This window comes from Diaphorobacter sp. B2A2W2 (genome assembly GCF_056730635.1).
In genome coordinates, this window is the sequence record NZ_JBWZOR010000003.1 from 450,751 (window position 1) to 473,256 (window position 22,506).

Below are 22,506 nucleotides of genomic sequence, written 5' to 3' on the forward strand. Positions count from 1 at the left end.
CGGGGCCGCATCCGGCCGGCACCGCTATTTGATGGCTTTGCGCGCGGCCCCGATACCCAGCAGCGCGAGCACCACGAACAGCACGGCCAATACCAGGAACACCACGAACAGCACCTTGGCGATGGCGGCCGAGCCAGCGGCCACGCCGGTGAACCCGAGCGCGCCGGCAATGAGCGAAATGATGGCGAAGATGATCGCGTACTTGAGCATGGGATAGGCCTCCTTGGGATGGGCCGCCGGCGGGTGCGGCGGCTGGGCACCAGAGTAGGGGCGCTGGCGCAGGCACTCCGTCATCTGGCGAAACCGCAGCGTGTAGGAGGGTGTTGACAGTGCTGCCGGTTATCGCAGCGCATGCAGCACCACGCCGCCGGCGATCGGCAGCAGCACGGCGCCCGTGCGTTCTGTGGCGGCCATCCGCAGAACCCATCCCAGCATGATGGCAACCGTCCAGGCGCTGTACAGCCGCTGCAGCACAGGCGGCGTGCCCGCCAGCAGCAGGAACAGGTTGGCGTGAACAGCGCATTCTTAGGCAGCCTGGACGCGGGGTGCCGGGGGTGTATTGGAAAAAATGGCGTCTGCAAGGGCATACATGCGCGGCCTTGCCCAGGGCACCGCTGCGGCCCTGCAGTAGGCCGCCGCCCTTAGCGCCGAGAATCTCCCGGCGCAGCCGCCACGCGTTCGCGCAACGCGTTGTGGAAGTGGCGCTGGTCCTAAAAGCCCAGTTCCTGCGCCACCGTGGCCGGCGCACCTACTGCGGCCAGCAGCGCGCGCGGCGTTGATACGCGCGCCTGCACAGGCTTACAAGCCGGCCGCTTGGCGCCGCGCGGCGGCGTACTGGTCTGCGTTCGCAACGCGGCGGGGTACGAACTCCGCCCCCAAGCTCAGTGATTGCCTGGACGCAGACGTGGGGTTCAAAGCCCCGCCGCTGCGCGCAGCGCCTGGGCTTTGTGCCGCCGCAAGGGTGCCGCACCCGCTGGCGCGGGTCGCCGTGCCTTACAGCCCGGCCGCTGCACGCAGCGCGGCAGCCTTGTCCGTCCTCTCCCAGGTGAACTCGGGTTCCTCGCGGCCAAAGTGGCCGTAGGCGGCGGTCTTCGCGTAGATGGGGCGCAGCAGGTCCAGCATCTGGATGATGCCCTTAGGGCGCAGGTCGAAGTGCTCCTGCACCAGCTGGGCGATCTGGTCGTCGGGGATTACGCCGGTGCCCTCGGTGTACACGGTGATATTCATCGGGCGCGCCACGCCGATGGCATAAGCCACCTGGATCTGGCACTGGCGCGCCAGGCCGGCGGCCACGATGTTCTTGGCCACGTAGCGCGCAGCGTAGGCCGCGCTGCGGTCCACCTTCGTCGGGTCCTTGCCGCTGAATGCGCCGCCGCCGTGCGGGCAGGCGCCGCCGTAGGTGTCCACGATGATCTTGCGGCCCGTCAGGCCGCAGTCGCCCTGCGGCCCGCCAATGACGAAGCGGCCCGTGGGGTTGATGAGGTACTTGGTGTCCTGCAGCCATTCCTTGGGCAGCACCGGCTTGATGATCTCCTCGATGATGGCCTCAGTGAAGCTGGCCTTCATTTTGGTCGCCGTCTCGCTCTGGTCGGGGCTGTGCTGGGTGGAGAGCACCACGGTGTCGATGCTGTGGGGCTTGCCGTCCACGTAGCGCATCGTGACCTGGCTCTTGGCGTCCGGGCGCAGGAAGGGCAGGCGGCCGTCCTTGCGCAACTGGGCCTGGCGCTCGACCAGCCGGTGCGCGTAGTAGATGGGCGCGGGCATCAGCTCGGGCGTCTCGTCGCAGGCGTAGCCGAACATCAAGCCCTGGTCGCCCGCGCCGGTGTTCAGGTGGTCGTCGCTGGCGTGGTCCACGCCCTGGGCGATGTCGTTGGACTGCTTGTCGTAGGCCACGAGCACTGCGCAGCCCTTGTAGTCGATGCCGTACTCGGTGTTGTCGTAGCCGATGCGCTTGATGGTGTCGCGCGCCACCTGGATGTAGTCCACGTGTGCGTTGGTGGTGATCTCGCCGGCCAGTACTACCAGGCCGGTGTTGGTCAGCGTCTCGGCTGCCACGCGGCTGCGGGGGTCTTGCGTGAAGATCGCGTCCAGGATGGCGTCGGAGATCTGATCCGCCACCTTGTCGGGGTGGCCTTCAGAGACCGATTCGGACGTGAAGAGGAAATCGTTCGCCATTTGAATAAACTCCGTGTTGTCAGCATTTGGGCGTTGCCCAGAGCCTCATGGAGCCTCGGCGAACGCTTTAGCAGTTGTGTTTAACGTCGCCCTGCAAGTTGCTCATTTAACTCGGCGACGACCGTCATTGTAATGTCATCCCTCTTTCGGCTCGTTTCCGCGCTGCCCTTGTGGTTGCTGCATGTCATTGGCGCGGCGCTTGGCTGGGTGGCGTTTTGCGCATCGCCCACCTACCGCCGCCGCTTCATCGACAACGCCGCGCGCGCGGGTTATGCCTTGCGTGACGTGCGTGCGGCCATAGCGCACGCGGGGCGCATGGTGGCCGAGGCGCCGCGTCTGTGGCTGTGGCCCGAGCCGCCGGCCTGCGAGATACGCGGGGCCGAATACGTGCAACGGGCCTGGGGCCAAGGCCGCGGTATCGTGTTCCTCACGCCGCACATTGGCTGTTTCGAGTTGTCGGTGCAGGCGGCGGCGCGGCGCTGGTCGCCGGAGCACGGCCCCATCACCATCCTGTACCGGCCCGCGCGCCAGCGCTGGCTGGCCGAGGTGATGCAGACCGCGCGCAACCGCCCCGGCATCCAGGCCGTGCCCACCACGTTGCAGGGCGTGCGCCAGATGATCAAGGCGCTGCGGCGCGGCGAGGCGGTGGGCCTGCTGCCTGACCAGGTGCCGCCGCAGGGGCTGGGGGTGTGGTCGCCGTTCTTCGGCCGCCCGGCCTACACCATGACGCTGGCTGCGCGCCTGGTGCAGCAGACCGGTGCGGCGGTGATCCTGGCGCGGTGCGAGCGCCTGCCACGCGGACGCGGCTATGTGCTGCACCTGGAGGATTTGCCCCAGCCGCTAGCGCCTACACTCGACGCGGCCGTGCTGCAGCTCAACCAAGCCATGGAATACCTCATCCGCCAAAGCCCCGGCCAATACCTGTGGGGCTACGCCCGCTACAAGCAGCCCCGCGCGGAGATGCATACCTCTGCCGGGGCCGATGCACCGCCGGAGGGCCGCGCATGATGGCGCGCGCGGGCATCGCGCTGCTGAATTTGCTGGGTCGCCTGCCGCTGCCGGCGCTGCGTGCGCTGGGGCGGTTCATCGGCCGGGTGCTGTTCGTGCTGGCCGTGCCGCGGCGCAGGGTGGCGCTGCGCAACCTGGCCCTGTGCTTCCCCGAGGTGCCCGAGTCGCAGCGCCGCGCGTGGGCGCGCGAGTCCTTCGTGGTGTTCTGTCAGACCTTCCTGGACCGCGGCTGGTTGTGGTCGGGCTCCGAGGCGCTGGTGCGCAGCCGCGTGAAGCTGGTGGGCGCGCTGCACGAGCTGGAAGGCGACACGCCGACCATCGTCTTCGCGCCGCACTTCTACAGCATGGACGCAGGCGGCCTCGCCTTGCCGCTGAACACGCGGCGCGAGTTCACCTCGATCTTCGCCACCAACCCCGACCCGGTGCTGGACGCATGGTTCATGGCGGGCCGCCAGCGCTTTGGCAACGTGCGCATGCTCAACCGCGCCGACGGCGTGAAACCCATCATCTCGTGCCTGCGCAAGGGCGGGCTGCTGTACCTGCTGCCCGACATGGACTACGGCAGGAACGACTCGGTGTTCGTGCCCTTCTTCGCCATGCCGGACGCGGCCACCATCCCGTCACTGTCGCGCTTTGCGCGCCTGGGGCGCGCCAAGGTGGTGGCGCTGTACAGCCGCATGACGCCCGAGGGTTACGTGGCCGAGCTGACCCCCGCCTGGGACCACTTTCCCACCGAGGACCATGTGGCCGACACGGCGCGCATGAACCGCGAGCTGGAAGCCGCCATCCGCACCATGCCCGCGCAGTACTACTGGGTGCACAAGCGCTTCAAGACTCGCCCCGAGGGGCAGGATTCGGTGTATCAGTAAAATGGCTCTAGCGCTTATCTGGTAATCGCTATCAGCTACGAAAATCATAGTGACTGGCGAAGAAAATCCGCCAGGGTGTCGCGCACCAACTCCGGCTGCTCGTGCACCACCCAGTGCGTGGCGCCTGGCACTTGCTGCACCTGCAGGCGTGGCACCCAGGCTTGAAGCCCCTGCAGCAGACCGGGCAGCAACGCGGGGTCGTCCATGCCCCACAGCACTTGCGTGGGTACGGGTACCTGCAGCATGTCGGCGGGCAGCGTGAGGGAGCGGATGTCCGGCGTCCCGTCGTCCTGGGAAGACGAGGGCAGCGGCGGCCGCAGCGGACTGGCACGGTAGTAGTTGCAAGGCCCGGCAAGCCCCGCCGCCCACTGCGCGCGGTAGTGCGCGCGCAGTGCAGGGGTGAGCCAGCCGGGCGCGCTGCCATCGGCGCGGCGAAAGAAGCCGAAAAGGCGCGCGAAATCGTTCTCGGCCAGCAGCGACTCGGCATCGGGGCGGCACAGGAAGTGCATGTACGCACTGGCCTCCTGCTGCGCGGCACTGCCCTGCAACTCGCGCAAGAAGGCGCCAGGGTGAGGCGCGTTGATGACCATCAGGCGCTTGAGCAGTCCGGGATGCTGGTTGGCCAGGTTCCAGGCCACGGCCCCGCCCCAGTCGTGTGCCACCAGCGCCGCCAGCGGCGTGCCGGCACCGGCTTCCTGGGCGATCAGCGCGGCGATGTCCTGCACCAGATGTTTGGGGCGGTAGGCCTCTATTGCAGCCGGCGCGCTGGAGGGTGCATAGCCGCGCAGCCAGGGCGCCACGCAGCGGTAGCCGCCGTGTGCCGGATCGGCGAAATGGCCCAGCAGCGCATCCCAGATGAACGCGCCTTCGGGAAAGCCGTGCAGGAACAGCAGCACCGGGCGCCCCGGCATGCCGGCCACGCGGCAGTGCAGCGTGATGCCGTGCGGCAGTGTGTGGGTGATCGTCTCCGCCATACGCTACGCCTTTCATAGCTGCCAGCGCTTGATGGACGGGCGCTGGCGTCAGTTTTGGTCTTCAGATGGCGGCAGGGCTTCCACGGCCGCATCCTCTTTTTGGACGGGGTGGGCCCACTGCCACAGCAGTTGCGCCACTTCGTCCACGCCCTGCTTCTTGAGCGCGGAGAACATCCTGACCTCACCGCCGCCGGCCTGCAGTCGCGTGATGGACAGTGCCTTGGCCTGCTCGGCGCGCGTGAGCTTGTCGGCCTTGGTGAGCAGCACCAGGAACTTGAGCCCTGCCTCCACGCGCGGCCGCACGGCGTTCAGCAGCGCCTCGTCCAGCTCGGTCAGGCCCAGGCGCGGGTCGCACAGCAGCACGATGGCGGTGAGACTTTCGCGGCTCACCAGGTAGCTCAGCATCACTTGCTGCCAGCGCAGCTTGTCCGAGCGCGACACGGCCGCGTAGCCGTAGCCCGGCAGGTCGGCCAGCACCGCGTCCGTTGCGCCCTGCTTGCCCAGCGCGAACAGGTTGATGTGCTGGGTACGTCCGGGCTTCTTGGATGCAAACGCCAGTTGGCGCTGCTGGGTGAGGGTGTTGATGCAGGTGGATTTGCCTGCGTTGGAGCGGCCCACGAAGGCGATCTCGGGCACCTCGATGGCGGGCAAATGGTGTAACTGCGCGGCCGTCGTCAGGAAGCGCGCGGTGTGCATCCACCCCATGGCGACCTTGGCGTCCGGCGCTGGCGGGAGGGAGCCAGCAACTGGCGCATGTGATGTGGTCGGCATATATGGGTTTTCCAAGGGATAGGGCGAAACAGGGGGCATTGTAGAATCGCGGGGTTTTGCGCTCATAACACAAGATCCCCCGATATGAAGTTGCTCGCCTCTCTGCTGATGGCTGCCGCACTGGCAGTCCCCGCTGCCTCGGCCCTTGCCGCAGGCGAAACCCCGGCGCCGCAAAAGGCAGCGAAGCCTGATCTCGTGAAGGGCGAGGCCAGCTACGCCGCCGTGTGCGCCGCCTGCCACGCCGCCGACGGCAATTCCACCATCGCAGCCAACCCCAAGCTGGCGCAGCAGCACCCGGAATACCTGGTCAAGCAGCTGCAGGAGTTCAAGGCCGGCAAGCGCGCTGACCCGATCATGCAAGGCATGGCCGCCATCCTCTCCGAGGACGACATGCGCAACGTGTCGTGGTGGTTGGCCTCCAAGCAAGCCAAGGAAGGCTTTGCCAAGGACAAGGATCTGGTCGCCATGGGCGAACGCATCTACCGCGGCGGCATCCAGGAGCGCAACATTGCCGCCTGCGCCGGCTGCCACAGCCCCAACGGTTCCGGCATTCCTGCCCAGTACCCGCGCCTGTCGGGCCAGCATGCCGACTACACGGTCAAGCAACTGGTGGACTTCCGCGACGGCAAGCGTGGCAACAACGTGCAGATGCGCGACGTGGCCGCCAAGCTCAACGACCGCGAGATCAAGGCCGTGGCTGACTACATTGCCGGTTTGCGTTGATTCACGTCAAATTTCCAGGGGTGCTCCGATGCGCCTTTGGAACCTACCGCCGATAATCGCACCCAAGACGGGCGGGCTCATCTGAACGGATGGCCCGCCCTTTCTCATGGGCCTACGCACGCAGGGTTGACCGGCGTAGGTGGATTCCTCCCGGCCTTCGCGTCTTTCATGTCTGACACCACTTTCGGTCCTAGCAGCGCCCCCCGGACGCACGCCATGCGGTCGATGACCGAGCTGCTGGCGTCCATGCGCTTCGCGATCGCGTTGCTGACCGTGATCTGCATTGCCTCGGTGATCGGCACGGTGCTCAAGCAGCACGAGCCGGCCGTCAACTATGTGAACCAGTTCGGCCCGTTCTGGGCGGAGGTGTTCCTGGCGCTCAAGCTGAACGCGGTCTACAGCGCCTGGTGGTTCCTCGTGATCCTGGGCTTTCTGGTGGTCAGCACCTCGCTGTGCATTGCCCGCCATGCGCCCAAGTATCTGGCGGATCTGCGCACCTACAAGGAAGACATCCGCGAGAAGAGCCTGCAGGCGTTCCACCACAAGGCCAGCGCGGAGCTGGCGGCCGAAACGCCCGAGGCGGCCGCGCGCCGCGTGGGGCAGCAACTGGTCGCCAAAGGCTGGAAGGTGCGCCTGCAGCAGCGCCAGACCCCGGCAGGTGACGGCTGGATGGTGGCCGCCAAGGCTGGTGCCGCCAACAAGCTGGGCTATATCGCCGCGCACAGCGCCATCGTGCTGGTGTGCCTGGGCGGCCTGCTCGACGGCGATCTCGTTGTGCGGGCGCAGATGTGGTTTGGTGGCAAGACGCCCTATGCCGGCTCGGGATTGATCTCCGAGGTCAAGCCCGAACACCGGCTGTCCGAGCGCAATCCCACTTTCCGCGGCAATCTTGTGGTGGCCGAGGGCACGCAGTCCGGCACCGCCATCCTGAGCCAGTCCGACGGCGTACTGCTGCAAGAACTGCCGTTTGCCGTCGAGCTCAAGAAGTTTATCGTGGAGCATTACTCCACCGGTATGCCCAAGCTGTTCGCCAGCGAGATCGTGATCCACGACCGCGCCACGGGCGAGGCCACGCCGGCGCGCGTGGAGGTCAACCATCCCGTGAGCTACCGGGGCATCGAAATTTACCAATCCAGCTTTGACGATGGCGGCTCCGAAGTGCACCTGCGTGCGCGTCCCATGGTGCCTGGCGCGGAACCCTTCGATGTGCAAGGCGTGATCGGCGGCTCCACGCGCCTCACGCACTCGGGCTCGGGCGAAGGCATGACGCTGGAGTTCACGGGGCTGCGGGTACTCAATGTGGAGAACTTCGGCGATACCGGCGCCAGCGGTTCGGGCGCTGACGTGCGCAAGGTGGATCTGCGCGAATCGATCGAATCGCGCCTGGGTGCCGGCAACAAGACCGTGAGCAAGCGCGAACTGCGCAACGTAGGCCCCAGCATCACCTACAAGCTGCGCGATGCTGCGGGCCAGGCGCGGGAGTTCCACAATTTCATGCTGCCCGTGGACACGGGCGACGGTCAGCCCATGTATTTGCTGGGTGTGCGTGAGACCCCCGCGGAGCCCTTCCGCTACCTGCGCGTGCCGGTGGATGCCGAGGGTGGCATGGATGGCTTCTTGCGCATGCGCCTGGCACTGGCCGATCCGCAGATGCGCGAGCTGGCGGTGCGTCGCTACGCGGCAGCGGCCGTGGATGGGGCGCGCCCCGAGCTGGCCGAGCAACTCGCGCAGTCGGCGGGGCGCGCGCTCGCGCTGTTCGCCGGTGCGATCGACGAGCCTGCTGCGGCGGGCGGCCGGCCGCGCGGCGGGCTGCAGGCGATCTCGGACTTCATGGAGGCCAATGTGCCCGAAGACGAGCGCAACCGCGCCAGCGAGGTACTGGTGCGCATCCTCAACGGCGCCTTGTTCGAACTGGCGCAGATCACCCGCGAACGTGCAGGCCTGGCCCCCTTGCCACAGAATGGCGCAACGCAGGCGTTCATGACGCAGGCGGTGTTGAGCCTGAGCGATGCACAGGCCTATCCGGTGCCCCTGGCGTTCGAGCTGCGTGACTTCAAGCAGGTGCAGGCCAGCGTGTTCCAGGTGGCGCGCGCGCCGGGCAAGAACGTGGTGTACCTGGGTTGCGCGCTGCTGATCATCGGCGTGTTTGCCATGCTCTACGTGCGCGAACGCCGCGTATGGGTATGGCTGGCACCCCATGAGACTGGCGCCCGCGCGACGATGGCGCTGTCCACCAACCGCAAGACGCTGGATGCGGATCGTGAATTCGCGCAGCTCACCACCCAATTGATCGGAACATCCCCGCACGGAGGTGCCTCATGAATACAGCCACGACCACGCTCACGTTGAGCGAAGGGTATTTCGCACGCCGCAGCTGGTGGGACTGGCTGTTTGCGTTGTTGGTGGTCGCGGGGGGCGTGTTCGCGCTGCAGCGCTATGCGGCGTACATGGATGTGTATGAGAAGGCCATTTTGCTGGGCTCCATTCCCAGCGCGATCTGGCTGGGCTGGTTTTGGCGCCCGCTGAGCACACTGATGCTGATGGTGGCCGCGTGCTCGCTGCTGGCCATCGGGCTGTACCAGAACAATGGCGCGGGCGACCTGGCGCGCGCGGACACGGTCTTCGGACTCAAGTACTTTCTGTCGAGCCAGTCGGCCATCCTGTGGATGAGCATGCTGTTCTTCATGAGCACCGCGTTCTATTGGGTGGGCATGCTCTCGCGCGGTCAAGGGCAGACGATGATGCGCATCGGCTCGCGCATTGCGTGGGTGGCCGTGGCGCTGGCACTGATCGGCACCATGGTGCGCTGGTACGAAAGCTACCAGATCGGCCCGGATATCGGCCACATCCCGGTGAGCAACCTCTACGAGGTGTTCGTCATGTTCTGCTGGATGACGGCCGTGTTCTACCTGTACTACGAGGAGCAGTACGAAACCCGCGCGCTCGGCGGCTTCGTGATGCTGGTGGTGAGCGCCGCCGTGGGCTTTCTGTTGTGGTACACGGTCGTGCGCGAGGCACATGAGATCCAGCCGCTGGTGCCCGCGCTCAAGAGCTGGTGGATGAAGCTGCATGTGCCGGCCAACTTCATCGGCTACGGCACCTTCGCGCTGTCGGCCATGGTGGCCTTTGCCTACCTGATCAAACAGCAGGCGAGCGAAACGCGCTGGTGGAAACTGACACCGCTGTGGCTGTTGGGCGTGGTGCTGTGCTTTGAGCCCATCGTCTTTCGCCAGGGTGCGGCCGACAACGGCGGTGGCTACTGGATGGTGTATTTCGGTGTTTCTGCGCTGATCGTGGCGGGCATCTTGTTGGCGCGCCGGCGCATTGCCGAGCGGTTGCCGTCCTTCGAGATCCTGGACGATGTGATGTACAAGTCCATCGCCGTGGGCTTTGCGTTCTTTACCATCGCCACGGTCCTGGGAGCGCTGTGGGCCGCGGAGGCCTGGGGCGGTTACTGGAGCTGGGACCCCAAGGAAACCTGGGCGCTGATCGTGTGGCTCAACTACGCGGCATGGCTGCACATGCGGCTGATGAAGGGTTTGCGCGGCACCATGTCGGCGTGGTGGGCGCTGGTGGGCCTGGCGGTGACCACCTTCGCCTTCCTGGGCGTGAACATGTTCCTGAGCGGGCTGCACAGCTACGGAACCTTGTAACCCTCGGCGTCCAAGGGGGGAACCTGCGGGCCCTGCGGGCAGTCTGTGTCTCATGCAGACTGTGGCAGATGCGGCTGCCAGAAGGACCCCCATGTTGATTCCTACCCGAGACAACGGATACATCCACCCTTGCGCTGGCGAGATCACGCCGCGCGCCGTCTATGAGCAGCGACGCGCCATGCTCCGCCTGCTGGCAGCGGGTGCTGGTGGCGCGGCGATGGCCGGCTGGGCAGGGCGTGTTGCCCTCGCTGACCAAGTCCGCCGCCCGGGGAGGCTCGCACCCCTGCCGGGTGCGCCGTCCGCCGTGCCGGGCGCGGTGACCATGGAGAAGGTCACCGAGTACCAGGACGCCACCACGTACAACAATTTCTACGAATTCGGCACGGACAAGAGCGACCCCGCGCGCAATGCCCATACCCTGAAAACCCGCCCCTGGACTGTGGAAGTGGAAGGCTTGGTCAACAAGCCACGGCGCTTCGATATCGACGAGCTGCTCAAGCTCAGTGCGCAGGAGGAGCGCATCTACCGCCTGCGCTGCGTCGAGGGCTGGTCCATGGTGATCCCCTGGGTGGGGTACTCGTTGGCAGAGTTGATCAAGCGGGTGGAGCCGCAGGGCAGTGCCAAGTACGTCGAGTTCGTCACGCTGGCGGACAAAGCCACCATGCCTTACGTGGGCTCGCGTGTGCTGGACTGGCCTTACACCGAAGGCCTGCGCTTGGACGAGGCCATGCATCCGCTCACGCTGCTCGCCTTGGGCATGTATGGCGAGGTGCTGCCCAATCAGAATGGCGCACCGGTGCGCATCGTCGTGCCGTGGAAGTACGGCTTCAAGAGCGCCAAGAGCATCGTCAAGATCCGCTTCGTCGAGAAGGAGCCTGGTACCGCGTGGAACAAGGCTGCACGGCAGGAGTACGGCTTCTATTCCAACGTGAATCCGGATGTGGACCACCCGCGCTGGAGCCAGGCCACCGAACGGCGTATCGGCGAGGGCGGACTGTTCGCCAAGAAGCGCAAGACCCTGCTGTTCAATGGCTACGAGGCCCAGGTGGGGCAGCTCTACGCGGGCATGGATCTGCGCAAGTTCTACTGATGGCGCATGCACGCCTTTCGGGTAGTACTCCCGCGCTGGCGGGTCGCGGCTGGGGCGCGCGCGTGTTGTTGCACCCGGCAGCCAAGCCGGTGCTGTTTGTGCTGTGCCTGCTACCACTGGCCTGGCTGGTGTATGGGGCGGCCGCCGATCGCCTGGGCGCCAACCCTGCCGAAGCCCTGATCCGCTCCACAGGCGACTGGACGCTGCGCATGCTGTGCCTCACCCTGGCAGTCACACCCCTGAGGCTGGCGCTGGCCCAGCCGCCGCTGGCACGCTTTCGGCGCATGCTGGGGCTGTACACCTTCGCCTACGCGGCACTCCACTTGCTGTGCTACAGCTGGTTCGACATGGGGCTGGATGTGCCGGAAATCGTTCGTGACGTGCTCAAGCGCCCCTTCATCCTGGTGGGCATGGGCTGCTTTGCGGTGCTGCTGGCGCTGGCGGCCACGTCGTTCAACCGGGCCATGCGCTGGATGGGCGGGCGGCGCTGGCAGCAACTGCACCGCGGCGTGTACCTGGCCGCGGGGCTGGCGATCCTGCACTTTTTCTGGATGCGGTCGGGCAAGAACGACTTTGCCGAGGTGGCGGTCTATGCCGCCATCCTGGCGGCGTTGCTGCTCGCTCGGCCTTGGTTGCGCCGGCGCCGCCGTGCGGTCTGATTGCTATTATTTAGATAGCTACTAGCGCTTTTTGGGTAAGCGCTAGAGCCGATTTTTATCAAACCTTCAGGCGCGCACGGCTTGCAGCGCAGGGCGCACCTGGCGGGTGACGGGATCGATGTGACCCGTGGGGATCTGGTAGGCGCGGTCATCAAACAGGTCGATGCCGCACATCAGGCTGTCGAGCCATTGGAAGAAGTCGTCGATGGCCGGCTTGCCCATGATGGGCGCGCCGTGCTGCGGAACCACCATGGCGATGTCGAGTTGCCGCGCCATGCGCGTCCACAGGCGCAGGATCTTGTTGGAGACCATGTAGCGGCGGTGAAAGCCTTCCATGCGTGGAATGTGCGGTGCCAGATGGGTCACCGGCACGCGTGCGTCGGCGCCCGAGGTCATGGAGACGCCCAGGTCGCCCGTGAACAGGATGCGGCTGACCGGGTCGTAGAAGTGGAAGTTGCCTTCGGAATGCATGAAATGCGCCGGCAGCAGCACCAGCTCGTGCCGGCCCAGCGGCAGGCGGCCGCCGCTGTCGGGCACCCCGATGATGCGGTTCTCGGTTTTGCCGAGCTTGGTGAAGTGCGGCGCGAAGCGCTCCCAGATGCGTGAGATGACCAGCGTCGCCTTGGTGCTGCTCAACCATCGGTCCAGCGAGGCGATGATGTCGGGGTCGGCGTGCGACGCAATCAGGTAGGACAGCTTGTGGGGCGGAAAGTGCTTGGACATCCCCATGAACAACTCGTTGAACGCCAGATTGCCGCCCGGGTCGATGATGGCGCCCGTGTCGTCGTCCACGATCAGGAACTGGTTGGCCTGAACCGCCTGCCCATCCTCCTCGACAAGGTCCGAGAACATCAGACAAGCGTGGTTCTTGTCCCGGTAGAGTTCAAGAGGTTCCTGAGGCATGCACGTGACTCCGCAATGAAAGTGCAATAGTACTCAGGGCGAAATGGTTATTCCTTGATGGTTATCAAGGGTTGCCCTGCGGTACCAGCTTTTCGCTGCGGAAGATGTCGTTCACGCTTTCGCGCGTGCGGATGAGGTGGGCTTGCGCTCCGTCCACCAGCACCTCGGCGGGCCGGGGACGGGTGTTGTAGGTGCTCCCCATGGAACTGCAGTACGCTCCGGCGGACAGCACCGCCAGCATATCGCCCGCTGCCACCGCCAGGTTGCGGTCACGGCCGATCCAGTCCCCGCTTTCGCAGATCGGTCCGACGACGTCATACACGTGCGACACGGCCGTGGGGGCTGTTGCCTGCAGGGGCACGATGGCGTGGTAGGCCTGGTACATCGCCGGCCGCGGCAAATCGTTCATGGCCGCATCGACGATGCAGAAGTTCTTTTGCTCGCCGGGCTTGAGGTAGAGCACCTCCGTCAGGCAAACACCGGCGTTGCCCACCAAGGAGCGACCGGGCTCGATCATCAATTGGCGGTCACCGTAGCCGCGCGCGTCCAGCTTGGCCAACAGCTTGGCCCACAACGCGTCGGCCTGGGGTGGCGTGTCGCCGTTGTAATCGATGCCCAGACCACCGCCAAAATCGATGTGGTGGATCGCGATGCCTGCGGCCTCGATGGCTTGCACGAGGTCCAGCATGCGATCCATGGCGTCCAGATACGGGCTCTCTTCCGTGATCTGGGAGCCGATGTGGCAATCGATGCCCACCACGCGCAAGCCGGGCAGGGCGGCTGCGCGCTGGTAGGTGGCGACCGTGCGTTCATGGGCGATACCGAACTTGTTGCCCTTGAGGCCCGTGGAAATGTAGGGGTGCGTCTTGGCGTCCACGTTGGGATTGACACGAATGCTGATCGGCGCGCGCAATCCCATGGATTGGGCCACTTCGCTCAGCACGTCGAGTTCTGCCTCGCTCTCCACGTTGAAGCAGCCAATGCCGACCTCCAGCGCCTGGCGCATTTCTGCGCGCGTCTTGCCTACGCCGGAAAAGATCACCTTCGCCGGGTCGCCGCCGGCTGCAATCACGCGTTGCAGTTCGCCGGCAGAAACGATGTCGAAGCCGCAACCGTGGCGTGCGAAAAGCTGCAGGACAGCGAGCGACGAGTTCGCTTTCATGGCATAGCAGATCTGCACCTTGCGCCCAGCGAACCCGCGCTGGTACGCCCCCAGGGCGTCCAGCATGGCCGCTTGGGAATAGACGTAGAGGGGCGTGCCGAACTCCCGGGCCAGGTCGGCAAGGCGAAGGCCCTCCAACTGAAGCGCTTGGTCGTGGTAGTGCAAGTGGGGGTGGCCGGGCAGAACGGGATGGGTCATGGACGGGTAGTAGAAGCGGAATCGGCTGGCGACGAGGCGGGAGCCCGCGAGGCGGCAGGGTTGAGGGTTTCAGGGAGTGTGGCGCGCTGCGCGGCAGCCGGGTCCGTGGGCAGGTAAAGCGGACCCCGTTGGCCACAGGCCGCGAAGGCTGCCGTGCTCACAGCAAGGACAATCGTCCTGACTAGAATTTGACGAGCTCTGAACATACGCAAATTGTAATGACCGACCTCGAATTCATGGACCGTGCGGAAAAGCTGCTGCTGGCGGTGGAACAAAGCTGCGACCGTATCAACGACACCACCGACGCTGATCTAGATGGCCAGCGTACGGGGGGCATGGTGAACATCACTTTCCGCAACCGCAGCCAGATCGTGATCAACCTTCAAAAGCCGCTGCACGAGATATGGATGGCGGCGCAATCCGGCGGATATCACTTCCGCCATGACGGGACGGCGTGGATGGATACCAAGGGTGCCGGCGAGTTCTTTGCAGCGCTCAGCTACAACGCCACTTTGCAAGCGGGGGAAGCGCTCCAGTTCACCGACTAGCGGCGACAGCGCGGCTCGGCCAACAAGCGAAGGGCTGCGCAAATGATTGCGCGGGCGCACAGGCCCGCCTCTTCATCAATTACGGAACAGATCTAGGATACGGTTGCGCTCTTCGGGGGGAGGCGGTGTTCCCGGAGCCGGCGCACCGTCGGTGGGGGTGGCGCTCTCCATACCCACACTGGCGACGCCCGCGTTGCGTGCATATTCTTCGTAGAACCATTCGCCACTCACGTTCACGACGCCTGCGGGTACGGTGGGCTCTGCCACTGGGACGCCCTTAAGCGCTTTTTCCATGAAGCTGATCCAGACCGGCAGGCTGAGTCCGCCGCCGGTCTCACGGCTTCCGAGGTTGCGCGGCGTGTCGTAACCGATCCACGTCACAGCCGCCAGCGTGGGCTGGAAGCCTGCAAACCACGCATCGACGGCGTCATTGGTCGTTCCTGTCTTGCCATAGATATCGGGGCGTTTGAGCGTGGCCTGTGCACGTGCCGCCGTGCCGGAGCGCGCGACTTCCTGAAGCATGCTGTTCATGATGAACGCGTTGCGTGGCTCAATGGCGCGGGGGTTGTCTGTGACGGCGGGAGGTTGGAAATCCGACAGGATGCGTCCCTTGTGGTCCGTGACACGGGTGATGAGATAGGGGTTGACGCGGTAGCCGCCGTTGGCAAACACCGCGTAGGCCGAAGCGAGTTGCATCGGGGTGACAGAGCCTGCGCCCAGCGCCATCGTCAGATAGGGGGGATGCTTGTCGGCTTCGAATCCGAAACGGGTCACCCAGTCCTGCCCGTTCTTGGGGCCGACAGCCTGCAGGATGCGAATGGAGACGACGTTCTTGGAGCGGGCAAGCCCTGCGCGCATGGTCATGGGACCGTCGTACTTGCCGTCGTAGTTCTTGGGCTCCCAGGGTTGCCCGCCTGTCACGCCCGCACTGAAGAACAGGGGAGCATCGTTGATCACCGTGGCAGGTGTGAAGCCCTTTTCCAGAGCGGCGGAGTAGATGAACGGCTTGAATGCCGAACCTGGCTGGCGCCAGGCCTGGGTGACATGGTTGAACTTGTTCTTGTCGAAGTCAAAGCCGCCCACCAGGGCACGGATGGCCCCGGAACGCGGATCGATGGCCACGAAAGCACCTTCCACCTCAGGAAGTTGGGTGATTTCCCAAGTCTTCTTGGGTGTTTGTACGACCCTGATGACCGCGCCCCGGCGCAGTTTGATGTTGGGCGGGGCTTTCTCGCTGAGTCCGGACTGCGCGGGCTTGAGGCCTTCGCCCGTGATCTCGATCTGTTCGCCATCGGCGCGGGCCGCCAGAATCCTCTTGGCGTTGACCTCCAGCACGACCGCGGCGAGCACATTGCCGTTATCCGGGTGGTTGGCCAGAGCGTCGTCGATGGCGTCTTCGGTCTCCTCAGACGCGGAGGGCAGGCTGACAAACCGCTCAGGCCCGCGATAGTGCTGTCGGCGCTCGTAGTCCATGATGCCTTTGCGCAACGCGGTGTAGGCTGTCTCCTGCTCGCCGGCATTCAGCGTGGTGTACACATTCAATCCGCGCGTGTATGCCTCGGGGCCGTACTGCGCGTAGATGAGTTGACGCGCCATCTCGGCCACGTACTCCGCATGGATGCGGGTCGAATCCGTCGACGAGCGCAGCTTGAGATCTTCTCGCTTTGCAGCAGTGGCTTCCTCGGCAGTGATGAAGCCGTTTTCCAGCATGCGATCAATGATGTACAGCTGCCGGATCCTTGCGCGCTTGGGGTTGGAGATGGGGTTGTAAGCGGATGGGGCCTTCGGAAGGCCAGCAAGCATGGCTGCTTCGGCAATAGATATGGACTTCAGCGGCTTGCCAAAATAGGTTTCTGCGGCTGCTGCAAATCCATACGCGCGATTCCCCAGATAAATCTGGTTCATGTAGATTTCGAGAATCTGGTTTTTTGTTAACAGATGCTCGAGCTTAAATGTAAGTAATATTTCGTAAATTTTTCTGGTAAATGTTTTTTCGGAAGAAAGATAAACATTTCGCGCCACTTGCATGGTAATAGTGGAAGCCCCCTGGCTTTTTACGCGCCCCAGATTGGCCAGCGCAGCGCGCAACACCCCTTTGTAGTCCACGCCCCCGTGCTGGAAGAAGCGTGCGTCTTCGATCGCCAGCACTGCATTGGTCATCACAGGGGGGATGTCCTGGATGGGCGTCAAGTTACGCCGCTCCTCACCGAACTCTCCCAGCAATGCGCCTTCTGCGGAGTACACCCGCAAGGGTAGCTTAGGGCGGTAGTCCGCCAGATCGGACACATCAGGCAGATTGGGATAGGCCACCGCAAGGCCCAGTCCGATGGCGAGAGCACCGGTCAACGTTGCGGCGACGCCCAGGCCAAGGATCCACGTGAACCCCAGCAGAAGCCAGCGCACGGCGCGTGGCATTGAGGATGTGGGCGGGGAAGATGTTCTGTCGGGAGGCTGTGGCATAGGGTCTCGATACGAGGCAACCCGTCATTATAAAAATCTTAGCGTTTCGGCTTGGCTGGGGCGCTTTGCCTTGGTCAGCGCGCGAAAAATAGGGCCGACGATTCAGCGATAGCACCTAAAAATCGTCTGCTTTTGACAACGCCGCTTTTGTGTGAGAAAGGTAAAACTCTTGGCTGGTGAAGAACCTTGCTGATAGCATTCATGTGAAGTGTTAAGTTTTGTTGCGTCATATAGATAAGTAGCGGAGGGGCACCTTGATCTCAATGGGGTCGTTGTTCAGTCGTCAGTCTGCCCCATTGCTGGGTGTGGACATCAGTTCTTCCAGCGTCAAGCTGGTGGAGTTGGGGCGAGATAAGGGAGGGGCGCTGGTTCTCGAGTGCTGTGCAATCGAGCAACTGGAGCGTGGGTGGATCACGGATGGCAACATCGAAAAGTTCGATGAAGTCGCCGAGGCGTTGCGTCGCGTTGTAAAGAAGAGCGGGACCAAAACCAAGAATGTCGCCCTTGCATTGCCATCCTCTGCTGTGATCACCAAGCGCATCACGCTGCCCGGCGGGATGTCCGAGCAGGAACTGGAAGTGCAGGTGGAATCCGAAGCCAACCAGTACATTCCTTTTTCGCTGGACGAGGTGAGCCTCGACTTCTGCGTGGTGGGTCCCAGCAAGAGCGCGCCAGGCGATGTCGACGTGCTGATTGCGGCCTCGCGCAAAGAGAAGGTGCAAGATCGTCAAGGTCTCGCGGAGGCGGCTGGACTGAAACCCGTGGTCGTCGACATTGAGTCGCATGCGGCACGCTTGGCAGCAGGGCGGCTGATTGAAGGGTTGCCCAATCGGGGCGCCGATGCGGTCGTTGCCCTCTTTGAGGTGGGGGCAATGACGACGAGCATGCAGGTCATTCGGAATGACGATGTCTTGTATGAACGCGACCAAGCCTTTGGTGGTGCGCAGTTGACCCAATTGATCGTGCGCCAGTATGGGTTCTCACAAGAAGAAGCGGAGGGCAAGAAGCGCAATGGCGACTTGCCTGAAGACTATCAATCTGCCGTCCTGCGCCCCTTCGTGGACAGTCTCTCTCAGGAAATCAGCCGCGCGCTGCAGTTCTTCTTTACGAGCACCCCATACAACCGCGTGGATCACATCATGCTCGCAGGCGGATCTGCCCCTCTGCCCGGCTTGACGGAATCTGTCATTCAGAACACGGGGTTTGCGTGCAGCGTCATCAACCCCTTTGATGGCATGGAAGTGGGCGGGGGGGTTCGCCTCAAAAAGATGGTGCGCGAGGCACCGTCCTACTTGACCTCCTGTGGGCTGGCAATGCGGAGGTTCCTGCAGTGATTCTTATCAACCTTCTCCCGCATCGTGAGGCCGCTCGTAAACGCAGGCGAGAGGCGTTTCAAGCCATCATGCTCGCTTCAGCATTGGTAGGCCTTGCCATTGCTGCGGCTATTTATTGGTGGTTTCAAGCGATGATTACCGATCAGCAGGATCGTAATAATTTTCTTCGAAGCGAAATCAAAGTCCTTGAAGGACAAATCAAGGAAATCGCGACCCTTGAAGAAGAAATTGCTGCCCTTTTGGCTCGGCAAAAAGCTGTAGAAGATCTTCAATCCGATCGAAATTTGCCTGTACACCTTCTTAATGAGCTGGTCTTACAGCTGCCGGATGGCGTTTATATAACAAGTCTTAAGCAGGCAGACCAGACGGTCACCATGCAGGGCATGGCGCAGTCTAATGAGCGTGTTTCAGAGATGCTACGCAATCTCGCCAATAATACACCCTGGTTCTCAAAGCCAGAACTGGTCGAAATTGTCGCAGCTAACGTTTCGTTAACTCCCAAAGATCAGCGTCGTGTTGCCGCCTTTAATTTACGTTTCCGCTTGGTGCGTAGTGCCGAAGCCCAAAAGGCTATGGAAGCTGCCAGCGCAGTAGGCACGGGGAAGTAAAAATGGCAAAGAAAAACAAGCCGAAATTTGATTTCGCAAAACTGCAAGAGGATTTACAACGGCAATTCCAGAATTTGGACCCAAAAGATCCTTCTCTGTGGCCGGTGTTGCCTCGTGCGTTACTTTGTGTACTCATTGCTGCAGGTGTGGCCACATTTCTGTGGTTTTTTAAGTTGACTGACTATGAGCAGGAATTGACTGCCGAGAGAAATACTGAACAGACGCTGCGAGGAGATTATCAGAAAAAACTTGTGAAAGCCGTTAGTCTGGAGGCGCTCAAGAAGCAGAGAGAGCAAATCCAGCAGTATGTAATTCAGTTGGAAAAACAACTGCCGAGTAAGGCAGAAATGTCTGCGTTACTTTCAGATATTAACCAGGCAGGTCTTGGTCGAAGTTTGCAGTTCGAATTGTTTCGCCCTGGACAGATCGTGGTTAAGGATTATTATGCTGAGTTGCCTATTTCCATTCGGGTAGCAGGCAAGTATCACGATATGGGGGCTTTTGCATCTGATGTGGCGAATCTTTCGCGCATCGTTACTTTGAATAATCTGTCAATTGCCCCTGCTTCAAAGGATTTAAATGGTAATTTGACCCTCGAGGCCACGGCGCGAACATTCCGCTATCTTGATCCGGAAGAGATACAAGCGCAGAAGGCGGCAGCTAAGGGGGCCAAGAAGTGAAATACCACAATGTACTAACTGCAGCGCTAGCCGCCGCTTTCATGTTGACGGGGTGTGGGCCTGGCGGAGAGGATGAGCTTCGCCAATGGATGGCAGATCTGCGTGCGACAACGAAACCGCGTGTCACGCCGTTGAAGGAACCCAAGCAGTTTTTTCCCCAAGACTACATTGCAGATAGTGGCGTTGATCCGTTCAATTCAATGAAGTTGACGCTGGCTTTAAGGCGAGATTCTGCAGAGTCTGCGGCCAATGCCTCGCTAATCGCACCAGAAATGGCGAGAAGAAAAGAGCCTCTGGAAGCTTACCCTTTGGATGCGGTTCGGATGGTGGGAAGTATGAATAAAACAGGCACGCCTACCGCGTTGGTGAGTGTCGATAAATTGTTGTATCAAGTTCGGTTGGGTAATTATTTAGGGCAAAACTACGGAAAAATAGTAGGAATTACCGAGACCAATATGCGCTTGCGGGAAATTGTCCAAGATTCTTCGGGCGATTGGGTGGAGCGCATGACAACATTGGACTTGCAAGAGGGGAATGAGGTGAAGAAATGATGCAAAAAACAATTCGTTTGCGCGCGTATTTGCGAACAATTGGGGCGGTGGCTATTACCATGTTTGTGGTGCCTATGGCACAGGCGCGTGGAGCGATTGAGTCCATCTCAGGCTTTATGCAAGGTGGAGCCGAGGTTCTGCAGATTGAATTTTCCGAACCGCAAACAGAGGTGCCCACTGGTTTCTCAATCCAAAGTCCAGCGCGAATCGCTTTGGATTTTCCTGGGGTAAGCAACGGCACCGGCCGTTCTTCAATAAATATCAATCAGGGAAATATCAAATCTGCCAATATCGTACAAGCGGGTGATCGTGCACGCATCGTTTTGAATCTCAAGCAACCCACATCGTACCGCGCAGAGTTGCAAGGCAAAGCGGTGGTGGTATTGCTGGATACGGCGAACTTACCAGCTAAGGCGTCGGCGGCTCAGGTAACGCCATTTGCTGAAAGCCAGAATATTGACACGCTCCCTCTCAAAGACTTGGATTTTCGACGTGGCGCAGATGGGGCCGGGCGTATTGTTGTTGGGCTGACCAACAATCAGGTTGGAGTCGATCTGCAGCAGCAAGGCAAGGGACTGGTAGTCGATTTCTTGCGTTCTTCTTTACCTGAAGGCTTGCGACGCAAACTAGATGTCACAGACTTCGGTACACCAGTGCAAACCATTACTGCGACCCAAGAAGGTGAGCGTGTTCGCCTGAAAATCGATCCAGCAGGAGAATGGGAGCATAGCGCATATCAAAGCGATAATCAATTTGTTGTCGAAGTTCGACCGAAGAAGGTGGACCTAACTAAACTGACGCAAGGCCCTACATATTCTGGGGAAAAATTATCGCTGAATTTTCAGAATATCGAAGTTCGCTCGTTGCTTCAGGTGATTGCCGATTTTACAAATTTCAATATTGTCACTTCGGACACTGTTACCGGTGCGTTGACCTTGCGATTAAAGGACGTTCCATGGGATCAAGCGTTGCAGATCATCATGGATGCAAAGGGTCTCGGGATGCGGAAATCCGGAACGGTGTTGTGGATTGCACCCAAGGATGAGATCGATGAACGCACTAAAAAGGATTACGAAGCAGCTCTGGCGATACAGAAGCTGGAACCGCTGCGCACGCAGGCATATCAACTGAACTATGCAAAAGCAGCCGATATGGTTGCTCAGTTGACCAGCAGTTCCTCTGCAGGTGGCGGAAACAGTCAGAACACGCGCTTTCTATCTGAGCGCGGAAGCGCCTTGGCAGAGCCACGTACCAATCAACTTTTCGTAACAGACACGCCGGGTAAATTGGAAGAAGTACGTCAGTTGTTGGCGACTCTTGATGTGCCCGTACGCCAAGTAATGATTGAGGCGCGCATTGTCGAAGCGCGCGACACATTCGGGCGGTCTTTGGGGGTCAAGCTGGGAGGGGGCGATCTTCGCGCAAACCGCGGTGGAGATGGCGGCTATGGTATCGGTGGTGGGAATCGCGTGGCTTTGGGTACTTCATACGGTAACGCAACAAATACCACTGGGTTCGGCGGGAATGTGGATGTGGGCGGAACCTTCGTGAATCTACCGGCTTCCCTTTCCAATGTCTCGAGTGTGGGTTCTTTTGCGCTGTCTATCTTTAACTCCGCAGCTAATCGATTCTTAACTTTGGAGCTCTCCGCCATGGAGGCTGATGGGCAAGGTAAAATAGTATCTAGTCCCCGCCTTATTACTGCGGATCAGACCAAGGCTCTGATTGAGCAAGGAACGGAATATCCGTATTCTGTGACGGCGCCTAATGGTGCAACTACGATTGCATTCAAGAAGGCGGTGTTGAAGCTGGAGGTTACTCCGCAAATAACGCCCGAGGGTAATATTATTCTTGATTTAGATGTCAATAAGGACAGTCGTGGCGAGGTCACTAATCAGGGGGTTGCCATTGATACGAAGCACATTAAAACGCAGGTCCTTGTTGAGAATGGTGGGACTGTTGTGATTGGTGGTATTTTCGAGATGGAAGAGACCAATCAAGAGAATAAAATTCCCGTGTTGGGTGATGTGCCGGTTGTAGGGAATTTGTTTAAGAGCCGAACGAAAGAGTCGTCAAAGCGGGAAATGTTGGTATTTATTACACCGAAGGTAATAACCGATCGCGGTCCGGTACGTTGATT

At 61.7% G+C, this 22,506-nt stretch carries 22 protein-coding genes; 13 read left to right on the forward strand and 9 right to left on the reverse strand.

Annotation, left to right across the window (positions count from 1 at the left end; all coding sequences use genetic code 11):
• Positions 1–24: 24 nt before the first annotated feature.
• From AC1PPL_RS08230 to metK, 3 genes are all read right to left on the reverse strand, one after another.
• A complete protein-coding gene (locus AC1PPL_RS08230; RefSeq protein WP_011804154.1) occupies positions 25–210 on the reverse strand; it encodes a DUF1328 domain-containing protein in 186 nt (61 codons plus the stop codon).
• A 129-nt stretch (positions 211–339) separates the two neighbouring features.
• Positions 340–474: a hypothetical protein gene (locus AC1PPL_RS08235; protein WP_479973047.1), complete on the reverse strand. Its 135-nt coding sequence runs from the start codon at positions 472–474 to the stop codon at positions 340–342.
• Between the two features lie 519 nt (positions 475–993).
• Complete coding sequence (gene metK, locus AC1PPL_RS08240; RefSeq protein ID WP_012655683.1) at positions 994–2,175, reverse strand: methionine adenosyltransferase; 1,182 nt, start codon at positions 2,173–2,175, stop codon at positions 994–996.
• Positions 2,176–2,307: 132 nt separating this feature from the next.
• Here metK and AC1PPL_RS08245 point away from each other — a divergent pair, with 132 nt between their 5' ends.
• Together AC1PPL_RS08245 and AC1PPL_RS08250 are read left to right on the forward strand one after the other, a co-directional pair.
• Positions 2,308–3,183 (forward strand): lysophospholipid acyltransferase family protein, encoded by an 876-nt coding sequence (locus tag AC1PPL_RS08245; protein ID WP_479973048.1) that lies wholly within the window; start codon positions 2,308–2,310, stop codon positions 3,181–3,183.
• On the forward strand, positions 3,180–4,052 hold the full coding sequence (locus AC1PPL_RS08250; RefSeq protein ID WP_011804158.1) for a lysophospholipid acyltransferase family protein: 873 nt from the start codon (positions 3,180–3,182) through the stop codon (positions 4,050–4,052). The genes AC1PPL_RS08245 and AC1PPL_RS08250 overlap by 4 nt, the downstream gene beginning before the upstream one ends.
• A gap of 44 nt (positions 4,053–4,096) precedes the next feature.
• Here the strand turns inward: AC1PPL_RS08250 and AC1PPL_RS08255 are convergent, their stop codons facing one another.
• Entirely contained in the window at positions 4,097–5,026 is a 930-nt protein-coding gene (locus AC1PPL_RS08255; RefSeq protein WP_479973049.1) for an alpha/beta fold hydrolase, read from the reverse strand.
• Positions 5,027–5,074: 48 nt separating this feature from the next.
• Positions 5,075–5,797: a ribosome biogenesis GTP-binding protein YihA/YsxC gene (gene yihA / locus AC1PPL_RS08260; RefSeq protein WP_047350979.1), complete on the reverse strand. Its 723-nt coding sequence runs from the start codon at positions 5,795–5,797 to the stop codon at positions 5,075–5,077.
• A gap of 84 nt (positions 5,798–5,881) precedes the next feature.
• On the opposite strand from yihA, the gene AC1PPL_RS08265 reads away from it, so the two are divergent.
• The 5 genes from AC1PPL_RS08265 (at position 5,882) to AC1PPL_RS08285 (ending at position 11,922) form a co-directional block, all read left to right on the forward strand.
• Complete coding sequence (locus AC1PPL_RS08265; protein WP_012655688.1) at positions 5,882–6,520, forward strand: c-type cytochrome; 639 nt, start codon at positions 5,882–5,884, stop codon at positions 6,518–6,520.
• 168 nt (positions 6,521–6,688) lie between these two features.
• Positions 6,689–8,842, forward strand: a complete 2,154-nt coding sequence (locus AC1PPL_RS08270) for a cytochrome c biogenesis protein ResB (protein ID WP_479973050.1) — start codon at positions 6,689–6,691, stop codon at positions 8,840–8,842.
• On the forward strand, positions 8,839–10,173 hold the full coding sequence (ccsB, locus tag AC1PPL_RS08275) for a c-type cytochrome biogenesis protein CcsB (protein WP_123675025.1): 1,335 nt from the start codon (positions 8,839–8,841) through the stop codon (positions 10,171–10,173). Before AC1PPL_RS08270 ends, ccsB begins: the two co-directional genes overlap by 4 nt.
• A gap of 91 nt (positions 10,174–10,264) precedes the next feature.
• A complete protein-coding gene (gene msrP / locus AC1PPL_RS08280) occupies positions 10,265–11,263 on the forward strand; it encodes a protein-methionine-sulfoxide reductase catalytic subunit MsrP (protein WP_479973051.1) in 999 nt (332 codons plus the stop codon).
• Positions 11,263–11,922, forward strand: coding sequence for a protein-methionine-sulfoxide reductase heme-binding subunit MsrQ (locus tag AC1PPL_RS08285; RefSeq protein WP_479973052.1), 660 nt, complete (start codon positions 11,263–11,265; stop codon positions 11,920–11,922). The genes msrP and AC1PPL_RS08285 overlap by 1 nt, the downstream gene beginning before the upstream one ends.
• Before the next feature lie 66 nt (positions 11,923–11,988).
• Here AC1PPL_RS08285 and AC1PPL_RS08290 read toward each other — a convergent pair whose 3' ends face one another.
• The 3 genes from AC1PPL_RS08290 to lptM all read right to left on the reverse strand — a co-directional run bounded on the left by AC1PPL_RS08290 (position 11,989) and on the right by lptM (position 14,391).
• Complete coding sequence (locus AC1PPL_RS08290; RefSeq protein WP_011804166.1) at positions 11,989–12,825, reverse strand: oxygen-binding di-iron domain-containing protein; 837 nt, start codon at positions 12,823–12,825, stop codon at positions 11,989–11,991.
• Positions 12,826–12,889: 64 nt separating this feature from the next.
• Complete coding sequence (lysA, locus tag AC1PPL_RS08295) at positions 12,890–14,185, reverse strand: diaminopimelate decarboxylase (RefSeq protein WP_479973053.1); 1,296 nt, start codon at positions 14,183–14,185, stop codon at positions 12,890–12,892.
• Entirely contained in the window at positions 14,182–14,391 is a 210-nt protein-coding gene (lptM, locus tag AC1PPL_RS08300) for an LPS translocon maturation chaperone LptM (protein ID WP_088887569.1), read from the reverse strand. The genes lysA and lptM overlap by 4 nt, the downstream gene beginning before the upstream one ends.
• 12 nt (positions 14,392–14,403) lie before the next feature.
• Between lptM and cyaY the strand changes: the two genes are divergently transcribed.
• Positions 14,404–14,733 (forward strand): iron donor protein CyaY, encoded by a 330-nt coding sequence (gene cyaY, locus AC1PPL_RS08305; RefSeq protein ID WP_479973054.1) that lies wholly within the window; start codon positions 14,404–14,406, stop codon positions 14,731–14,733.
• Positions 14,734–14,808: 75 nt separating this feature from the next.
• Here cyaY and AC1PPL_RS08310 read toward each other — a convergent pair whose 3' ends face one another.
• On the reverse strand, positions 14,809–17,148 hold the full coding sequence (locus AC1PPL_RS08310; protein ID WP_479973055.1) for a penicillin-binding protein 1A: 2,340 nt from the start codon (positions 17,146–17,148) through the stop codon (positions 14,809–14,811).
• 308 nt (positions 17,149–17,456) lie between these two features.
• Between AC1PPL_RS08310 and AC1PPL_RS08315 the strand changes: the two genes are divergently transcribed.
• The 5 genes from AC1PPL_RS08315 to AC1PPL_RS08335 are packed head-to-tail and all read left to right on the forward strand — an operon-like array spanning position 17,457 to position 22,504.
• Complete coding sequence (locus AC1PPL_RS08315) at positions 17,457–18,527, forward strand: pilus assembly protein PilM (protein WP_011804181.1); 1,071 nt, start codon at positions 17,457–17,459, stop codon at positions 18,525–18,527.
• Positions 18,524–19,135 (forward strand): PilN domain-containing protein, encoded by a 612-nt coding sequence (locus AC1PPL_RS08320; protein WP_123675028.1) that lies wholly within the window; start codon positions 18,524–18,526, stop codon positions 19,133–19,135. The genes AC1PPL_RS08315 and AC1PPL_RS08320 overlap by 4 nt, the downstream gene beginning before the upstream one ends.
• 2 nt (positions 19,136–19,137) lie before the next feature.
• Entirely contained in the window at positions 19,138–19,815 is a 678-nt protein-coding gene (locus tag AC1PPL_RS08325; protein ID WP_123675029.1) for a type IV pilus inner membrane component PilO, read from the forward strand.
• A gap of 41 nt (positions 19,816–19,856) precedes the next feature.
• Complete coding sequence (locus tag AC1PPL_RS08330) at positions 19,857–20,366, forward strand: pilus assembly protein PilP (RefSeq protein WP_123675030.1); 510 nt, start codon at positions 19,857–19,859, stop codon at positions 20,364–20,366.
• On the forward strand, positions 20,363–22,504 hold the full coding sequence (locus tag AC1PPL_RS08335) for a type IV pilus secretin PilQ (RefSeq protein ID WP_123675031.1): 2,142 nt from the start codon (positions 20,363–20,365) through the stop codon (positions 22,502–22,504). The genes AC1PPL_RS08330 and AC1PPL_RS08335 overlap by 4 nt, the downstream gene beginning before the upstream one ends.
• Positions 22,505–22,506 lie beyond the last annotated feature (2 nt).

Bases quoted from the DNA above. Each gene is read 5' to 3' on its own strand.
- AC1PPL_RS08230 (WP_011804154.1), bottom strand. From the start codon at position 210: ATGCTCAAGTACGCGATCATCTTCGCCATCATTTCGCTCATTGCCGGC.
- metK (WP_012655683.1), bottom strand. From the start codon at position 2,175: ATGGCGAACGATTTCCTCTTCACGTCCGAATCGGTCTCTGAAGGCCAC.
- AC1PPL_RS08245 (WP_479973048.1), top strand. From the start codon at position 2,308: ATGTCATCCCTCTTTCGGCTCGTTTCCGCGCTGCCCTTGTGGTTGCTG.
- AC1PPL_RS08250 (WP_011804158.1), top strand. From the start codon at position 3,180: ATGATGGCGCGCGCGGGCATCGCGCTGCTGAATTTGCTGGGTCGCCTG.
- AC1PPL_RS08255 (WP_479973049.1), bottom strand. From the start codon at position 5,026: ATGGCGGAGACGATCACCCACACACTGCCGCACGGCATCACGCTGCAC.
- yihA (WP_047350979.1), bottom strand. From the start codon at position 5,797: ATGCCGACCACATCACATGCGCCAGTTGCTGGCTCCCTCCCGCCAGCG.
- AC1PPL_RS08265 (WP_012655688.1), top strand. From the start codon at position 5,882: ATGAAGTTGCTCGCCTCTCTGCTGATGGCTGCCGCACTGGCAGTCCCC.
- AC1PPL_RS08270 (WP_479973050.1), top strand. From the start codon at position 6,689: ATGTCTGACACCACTTTCGGTCCTAGCAGCGCCCCCCGGACGCACGCC.
- ccsB (WP_123675025.1), top strand. From the start codon at position 8,839: ATGAATACAGCCACGACCACGCTCACGTTGAGCGAAGGGTATTTCGCA.
- msrP (WP_479973051.1), top strand. From the start codon at position 10,265: ATGTTGATTCCTACCCGAGACAACGGATACATCCACCCTTGCGCTGGC.
- AC1PPL_RS08285 (WP_479973052.1), top strand. From the start codon at position 11,263: ATGGCGCATGCACGCCTTTCGGGTAGTACTCCCGCGCTGGCGGGTCGC.
- AC1PPL_RS08290 (WP_011804166.1), bottom strand. From the start codon at position 12,825: ATGCCTCAGGAACCTCTTGAACTCTACCGGGACAAGAACCACGCTTGT.
- lysA (WP_479973053.1), bottom strand. From the start codon at position 14,185: ATGACCCATCCCGTTCTGCCCGGCCACCCCCACTTGCACTACCACGAC.
- lptM (WP_088887569.1), bottom strand. From the start codon at position 14,391: ATGTTCAGAGCTCGTCAAATTCTAGTCAGGACGATTGTCCTTGCTGTG.
- cyaY (WP_479973054.1), top strand. From the start codon at position 14,404: ATGACCGACCTCGAATTCATGGACCGTGCGGAAAAGCTGCTGCTGGCG.
- AC1PPL_RS08310 (WP_479973055.1), bottom strand. From the start codon at position 17,148: ATGCCACGCGCCGTGCGCTGGCTTCTGCTGGGGTTCACGTGGATCCTT.
- AC1PPL_RS08315 (WP_011804181.1), top strand. From the start codon at position 17,457: ATGGGGTCGTTGTTCAGTCGTCAGTCTGCCCCATTGCTGGGTGTGGAC.
- AC1PPL_RS08325 (WP_123675029.1), top strand. From the start codon at position 19,138: ATGGCAAAGAAAAACAAGCCGAAATTTGATTTCGCAAAACTGCAAGAG.
- AC1PPL_RS08330 (WP_123675030.1), top strand. From the start codon at position 19,857: ATGTTGACGGGGTGTGGGCCTGGCGGAGAGGATGAGCTTCGCCAATGG.
- AC1PPL_RS08335 (WP_123675031.1), top strand. From the start codon at position 20,363: ATGATGCAAAAAACAATTCGTTTGCGCGCGTATTTGCGAACAATTGGG.